5 protein-coding genes are annotated in these 6696 nt (G+C 75.5%); 1 reads left to right on the plus strand and 4 read right to left on the minus strand.

Going from position 1 to position 6696, the window contains the following annotated elements; genetic code table 11:
- The first annotated feature begins 46 nt into the window (after positions 1–46).
- Positions 47–1822, plus strand: coding sequence for a serine/threonine-protein kinase (locus E1291_RS19170; protein ID WP_131739200.1), 1776 nt, complete (start codon positions 47–49; stop codon positions 1820–1822).
- A gap of 105 nt (positions 1823–1927) precedes the next feature.
- Here the strand turns inward: E1291_RS19170 and E1291_RS19175 are convergent, their stop codons facing one another.
- The 4 genes from E1291_RS19175 to hemC all read right to left on the minus strand — a co-directional run bounded on the left by E1291_RS19175 (position 1928) and on the right by hemC (position 6482).
- Complete coding sequence (locus E1291_RS19175; RefSeq protein ID WP_131739201.1) at positions 1928–2578, minus strand: bifunctional DNA primase/polymerase; 651 nt, start codon at positions 2576–2578, stop codon at positions 1928–1930.
- A gap of 223 nt (positions 2579–2801) precedes the next feature.
- Entirely contained in the window at positions 2802–3788 is a 987-nt protein-coding gene (hemB, locus tag E1291_RS19180) for a porphobilinogen synthase (protein WP_131739202.1), read from the minus strand.
- An 86-nt stretch (positions 3789–3874) separates the two neighbouring features.
- Positions 3875–5563, minus strand: coding sequence for a bifunctional uroporphyrinogen-III C-methyltransferase/uroporphyrinogen-III synthase (locus E1291_RS19185; protein WP_131739203.1), 1689 nt, complete (start codon positions 5561–5563; stop codon positions 3875–3877).
- Positions 5550–6482, minus strand: a complete 933-nt coding sequence (hemC, locus tag E1291_RS19190) for a hydroxymethylbilane synthase (protein WP_131739204.1) — start codon at positions 6480–6482, stop codon at positions 5550–5552. Before hemC ends, E1291_RS19185 begins: the two co-directional genes overlap by 14 nt.
- Between the last annotated feature and the right edge of the window lie 214 nt (positions 6483–6696).

Below are 6696 nucleotides of genomic sequence, written 5' to 3' on the forward strand. Positions count from 1 at the left end.
GGGGCGCCGACTTTTCACTATCACCGGCGTCGGCCGTATCGGAGGGATGGCTTTCACCGTGGTTGACGGCTGGACGGTCCCGGGCTTCACCCACGAGCGAGAGCTCAGTGGCGGCGCCTCGGGCCGGGTGGTACTGGCGGTCGACGACCTGACCGGCACGAAGGTCGCGATCAAGTACCTTGACGGCGGACTCGGCGCCGACGAGGCGTTCCTCGAGCGGTTCCGCCCCATCGCGCGGCGGCTGTCCCAGCTCGAGGACCCCAACGTCGTCGATTTCTACGACTTCATGACCACCGCGGACGGCACCGCGATCGTCATGGAGCGCGTGGACGGCGTGAGCCTGCGCAGGGTCCTGGGCGCGCAGGGCCCCACCGGGCCGCTCGCGGCGCTCTCGCTGCTCGGCGGGACGCTGCTCGGGCTGGCCGCCGCGCACGAGCGGGACATCGTGCACGGCGCGGTCCGTCCCGGGAACGTGCTGGTCGACGGGCAGGGCAACGCCCGGCTCGCCGACTTCGCGACCGTGCCCGCCGGGGCGGAGGCGCAGGCGGGGCCGGCGTACGCGGCGCCCGAGCTGTGGGACGGGGCGATCGCGAGCGTCGCCGCGGACCTGTACGCCGCGTCCGCGCTGTTCTTCGAGTGCCTGACCGGGCGGCCCCCTTACGCCGGCCGGAACATGGCCAAGCTGCATCGCGAGTCGCCGATCCCGGCGGAGGAGGTGCCCGGGCCGCTGCGGGCGCTGATCACCCAGGGCCTGGCGAAGGAACCGGACGAGCGGCCCAAGTCGGCGGCCGACTTCCTCGGCGCGCTGGAGGACGCGGCGGTGTCGGCGTACGGGCCGTCCTGGGAGGCGCAGGGCCGCGGGCGGCTCACCGAGCTGGCCGCGCAGGCCGCGGCGCAGCCGGAGCCGCCCCGGGCCAAGCCGAGGTCCACACCCAGATCCACGCCCAGGTCGACGCCCAGGTCGACGCCCAGGTCCACGCCCAGGAGCGGCCGCACCCCGGTCACGCCGCCGCCATCGTCGTCTCCGGCGGCGGCGGCGCCGGCCGGCCGGTCCAGGCGGCGTCTGTACGCCGGTGTGGGCGCCGTGGTGGTGGCGGTCGCCGCCGCCGTGGCCGTGGCCGTGCCCGCGCTGTCCAAGGACGGCGGGGACGACCCGCCCGCGCCGTCCCCGACGCGGAGCCGCACGCCGCCGCGGCCGCTGCCGGAGGGCGGCGTCGACCCGGCTCCGCTGGTCGCCACGATCGAGCAGGCGACCGGGCAGGCGCCGGCGGCCACCTTCTCGTTCCGCCGGTCGGGCTGCTGCGCGGCCCCGGCGACCGCGCGGGGCACGCTCGGGCTCCAGCCCGGCGGGCCGACGTCGTACTCGATGACGGTCTCGGGGGCGGGCCCGACCCGCAAGCCCGCGCACGCCGTGCTCGTCCGCGACATGGTCTACCTGCGCGTGGGCAAGAAGTGGCAGCGGGCGCCGGCGAGCGGCAAGGGCTATCCGGCGCTGGCCGAGCAGGTACGGCTGGGCAGCTCGATGGCCACGATGACGTCCCTGCTCCGGTCGGCGACGGCGCTCCGCAAGGAGGGGGCCCTCTACCAGGGGGAGGCGCCGGTGGAAAAGCTGGCGCAGATCGCCGGGGTGGGCCCGCTCTACGCCGGCTTGGGCCAGGCCACGGGAGCGAGCAAGATCTCGTTCGCGGTGCGGCTGGACGCGGGCAACCGCCCCGTCGGGTACTGGCTGCGGGCCGTGGGCCCCGCGAAGGGCCGTACGCAGCTTCTGCAGGCGTCGTACGGCGGCTGGGGGCACGCTCCGGGCGTCAAGGTGCCGAGCTGACCGTGCGGGCCTCTACGGCCCTTCCAGGGCGCTGTGGGCACCGTCCCTGAGCGCTGAGACCGTCCCTTAGACGCTGAGACCGTCCTTCCCCTTGGGAGGACGGTCTCAGCGGGCGGCGTCGCAGCTGTCGGAGAGGACTTCCAGGAGCCGCAGCGGGTCCGGTAGCGGGTGCCCGGCCTCCGGCGGCCTGAGCCAGCTCGCGTCGCCCCCGTAGGGCAGTTCCGAGGGCGGCGCGACGACGTAGCTGTCGCGGCAGTGCCAGCGCATCCCGGGCGTCTCGGTGACGGTCTCGGGCGAGCAGTCGAGGTGGCAGGACCACCACTCGTCCTCGTCGGCGGGGGCGCCGCGGGTGGCCACGAAGAACAGGTGCCGGTCGCCGGCGACGGCCGCGACGGGACCGACCGGGAGCGCGTCGCGGTCGATCCGGTCGAGGGCGAGCGTCCCCGCGGCGGCGGGGACGTCGAACACGTCGAAGACCCGGCCGGTGGGCAGGATGATCCCGGCCTCGGGCCGCTCCCGCCACCAGCGCCGGATCACGTCCGGTTCGGTGGACGCCTGCCGCGCCCAGTTCGCGGACACCGGATGGGCGCCCGGGTCGGGACAGCCGATCCGGTCGCACGAGCACGCTCGGTCACCGCCGGCGGGGGGATGCGCGCCGGGGAAGCAGGGCCAGCCGAGCGCGGCGTACTCCAGAGCCGCGGCGGCCCTCCGGTCGCGCGCCGCCCTCAGCCGCCTGTTCCCCGAGACCGCCAGCATGTCCGCCCCCCCATATCCCAAGGTCGACCGTGGGTTCTTGATAGACGATGATGTCGCCGGCCCCGATCGCGGGACACGGCAACCCCCAAGAACGACCCTAAGTGACTAGCGAGACTTGATCACCGGCAACGCTTCACAACGGCGGAGTGTGACCGGCACCGGCCGACCGCGCGCGGCGCGGCCGGGTGTGTGCATGCGGGTGAGCGCCCGCGGGGGCGGCGGGTCAGCGGGCGAGGGTGCGGGCCACCTCGGTCGCCCAGTAGGTGAGGACGAGGTCCGCGCCGGCGCGGCGGATCGACAGCAGCGACTCCATGATCGTCCGCTCCCGGTCGATCCAGCCCCGCTCCGCGGCCGCCTCGACCATCGCGTACTCGCCGCTGACCTGGTAGGCGACGACCGGCACGTCCACGGCGTCACGGACGCGGCGGACGATGTCGAGGTAGGCCCCGGCGGGCTTGACCATCACCATGTCGGCGCCCTCGTCGAGGTCGAGGAACACCTCGCGCAGCGACTCCTCGGCGTTGGCCGGGTCCTGCTGGTGGCTGGCGCGGTCGCCGAACCGCGGCTCGCACTCGGCGGCCTCGCGGAACGGCCCGTAGTAGGCGGAGGCGTACTTCACCGAGTACCCCATGATCGCGATGTCGGCGTAGCCGGCCCCGTCGAGGGCCTCGCGGATCGCGCCGACCTGCCCGTCCATCATCCCGCTCGGGCCGATGACGGCCGAGCCCGCCGCGGCCTGCGCGACGGCGATGTCGGCGTAGCGCTCCAGCGTGGCGTCGTTGTCGATCTCGCCGGCGCCGGTGAGGACCCCGCAGTGCCCGTGGTCGGTGTACTCGTCCAGGCACAGGTCGGTCATGACCACCGCGGCGTCGCCGAGGTCGGAGCGCAGGTCGCGCAGCGCGAGCTGGACGATGCCGGCCGGGTCGTCGGCGGCCGAGCCGGTGGGGTCCTTGACCGCGGGCACCCCGAACAGGATGAGCCCGCCGACGCCCGCCTCGGCCGCCTCGTGCGCGGCCTTGCGCAGGCTGTCGCGGGTGTGCTGGACGACGCCCGGCATGGACGCGATGGGCTGCGGCTCGCCGATGCCCTCCTTGACGAACATCGGCAGAATCAGCTCGGCCGGGCTGAGCCGGGTCTCGGCGACCATCCGGCGGAGCGCGGGCGTGCGCCGCAGCCGGCGCGGCCGGGCGGCCGGGAACTGAGCAGACATGATCCTTCTTTCCCGGGTCCGCGGATCGGGCGGCCCGGCGCGAGTCTTCGGCTGTCCCCGCGCCGCTCGGCACGGCGCGGGCGGGCTCATCTGCGGCGGCGGGCGCCCCGGCGCATCTGGCTGGGCTTGCGCAGCGGGTCCCCCGCCTCGATCTGCGCGGCCCTGCGCCTCGCACCGTACTCGGCGAGGGCCTCGGCGAGGGCCGAGACGGACGGCCGGTCGGCCATCACGTCCACGCGCAGGCCGTACTCCTCCGCCGTCTTGGCGGTCTGCGGACCGATCACGGCGATGACCGTCACGTTGTGCGGCTTGCCGGCGATCCCGATGAGGTTCTTCACCGTGGACGAGGAGGTGAACAGCACCGCGTCGAACCCGCCGCCCTTGATCGCCTCGCGGATCGGCGCGGGCGGCGGCGCGGCCCGGACGGTGCGGTAGGCGGTCACGTCCTCGCACTCCCAGCCGAGCTCGGTCAGCCGGGCGATGAGGGTGTCGGTGGCGATGTCGGCGCGCGGCAGCAGCACCCGGTTGATCGGGTCGAGGTCCTCGTCGTAGGGCGGCCACACCTCGGCCAGCCCCTCGCTGGACTGCTGCCCGGACGGGGTGAGGTCGGGCTGGATGCCGAACTCGACCAGCGCCGCCGCGGTCTGCTCGCCGACGGCGGCGACCTTGAGCCCGGCGAAGGCGCGGGCGTCCAGGCCGTAGTCGACGAACTTCTCCCGGATCGCCCGGACGGCGTTGGTGGAGGTGAACACCACCCACTCGTACCGTCCGGTGACGAGGCCCTTGACGGCACGGTCCATCTGCTGGGGCGTGCGCGGCGGCTCGACGGAGATCGTGGGGACCTCGTCCGGGACGGCCCCGTATCCGCGGAGCTGGTCCGACAGCGACGCGGCCTGCTCCTTGGTGCGCGGGACGAGCACGCGCCACCCGAACAGCGCCTTGGTCTCGAACCAGGACAGCCGGTCGCGCCAGCCGACGACGTCGCCGACGATGATCAGCGCGGGCGCCTCCATGCCCTTGGTGTCGGCGGCCAGCCGGTGCAGGGTCGACACGACGGTCTCCTGCTCGGTGGTGGTGCCGAGGCTGGTCATCGCGGCCGGGGTGGAGTCGGGCCGGCCCGCCGCGATCAGTCCCTTGGCGGTGTCGGCCACCGCGCCCTCGGCGCCGATCACGACGAGGGTCGCCTCGGGGGCGGCGACGCGGTCCCAGTCGACGCCGCCGCCGGAGGCGTCGACGACGCGGACCTCGCGGTGCTTGGAGTCGGTCAGCGGGATCCCGGCGTACCCCGGCACGCCCGTCACGGCGGACACCCCGGGCACGACCTCGAAGGGGACGCCGGCCTTGGCGAGGGCGCCGCCCTCGGCGGCCAGGCCGCTCGCCAGCCCGGGATCGCCCCGGAAGAGCCGTACGACGCGCCGCCCGGCCTTGGCGGCGCGCGTGGCGACCTTGGCGGGGTCGCCGTCCGCCGAGTCGATGATCTCCACGCCGGGACGGCAGTGCGCGAGGACCTCGTCCGGGCAGTGGGCGCGGGTGACGATGACGGTGTCGGCGCGCTCGAGCTCGGCGGCGGCGCGCAGGGTCAGCAGGCCGGGGTCGCCCGGCCCGATGCCGACGAGGGCGACGGTGCCCGGGTCGGTCGTCCGGCGGGCCGGCGGGGCCTCGGCGGCGCCCCTGCCCGCGGTGCGGCCGGCGGCGCCCCTGCCGGTGACGCCCTTGCCCGCGGGACCGCGGCCCGCCGGGTCCGGCGCCGCGGGGTTCTGGTTAGCGGGGCTCAATGTCGCGCTCCCCCATCAACTGGTCGGCCCCCTGGCCGAGGAGCCGGTGCGAGAGCTCGCGTCCGATCTCCTCCGCCCGCTCCGGGTGGCCGCTTGCGGACAGCCGCACCTGCCGTCCGCCGTCGTAGGACACGACGGTCGCCGTCAGACGCAGCTCTTCTTCTACTTCCGCAGCGTATGTTCCCACGGGCGCGGAGCAGCCCGCCTCCAGCACCGCCAGTACCGTCCGCTCGGCGGTGACGGCCCGCCGGGTCGGGAGGTCGTCGACCGCCGCGAGCAGAGCGCGCAGGTCCGCCCGGTCGGCGCGGCACTCGAGTGCGAGCGCGCCCTGCCCGGGGGCGGGCAGCATCTGCTCAGGATCGAACACCTCGGCGACGGCGTCCTGCCGGCCGAGGCGGGTCAGCCCGGCGAACGCCAGGACCACCGCGTCCAGCTCGCCCTCGGCGACCTTGCGGAGCCGGGTGTCGGCGTTGCCGCGGATCGGGACGACGTCCAGGTCGGGCCGCAGCGCGCGCAGCTGCGCGACGCGGCGGGGCGAGCCGGTGCCGACGCGCGCGCCGCGCGGCAGGTCGGCGAGCTTGGCGGGGCCGCACAGCGCGTCCCGCGGGTCGTCCCGGGACGGCGTCGCGGCGATCACGAGCCCGTCCGCGGGGGCGGTCGGCAGGTCCTTCAGGGAGTGCACGGCGAAGTCCACCTCGCCGGACAGCAGCTTGTCCCGCAGCCCGTTGACGAAGACCCCCGTGCCGCCGATCTGGGCCAGCAGCGCCTTGGAGACATCACCCTCGGTCGTTACCCCGACCAGCTCGACGGCATGCCCCGTGCGCTCCGACAGCGCGTCCGCGACGATCCGCGACTGCGCCAGCGCCATCGGGCTCTTGCGCGTGCCGAGCCGCAGCGGGCCCCTGCCTGCAGTACTCAATGCCTCGCTCCGCTCGGGCTCCGGGAGACCCGGACCGGGCCGCCCCCGTTCACGACTGTTCTCCCGCGCCACCGGCCCGCGGGTCGCGGGCGCTGACCGCCCGGACGCTCGCGGCCTGGGCGTTCACCGTGCCCGCGCGCACGGCCTCCCCGTCCGGCCCGGCGCCGTCCGGGCCGGTGCTCACGCGGTCGGCCTCGGCGCGGTCGGCCTGGGC

The organism is Actinomadura roseirufa (assembly GCF_900659635.1).
Classification (GTDB): domain Bacteria; phylum Actinomycetota; class Actinomycetes; order Streptosporangiales; family Streptosporangiaceae; genus Spirillospora; species Spirillospora roseirufa.

Excerpts from the sequence above, each read along its gene's own strand:
- E1291_RS19170 (WP_131739200.1), top strand. The coding sequence starts at position 47 with ATGGCTTTCACCGTGGTTGACGGCTGGACGGTCCCGGGCTTCACCCAC.
- hemB (WP_131739202.1), bottom strand. The coding sequence starts at position 3,788 with ATGTCTGCTCAGTTCCCGGCCGCCCGGCCGCGCCGGCTGCGGCGCACG.
- E1291_RS19175 (WP_131739201.1), bottom strand. The coding sequence starts at position 2,578 with ATGCTGGCGGTCTCGGGGAACAGGCGGCTGAGGGCGGCGCGCGACCGG.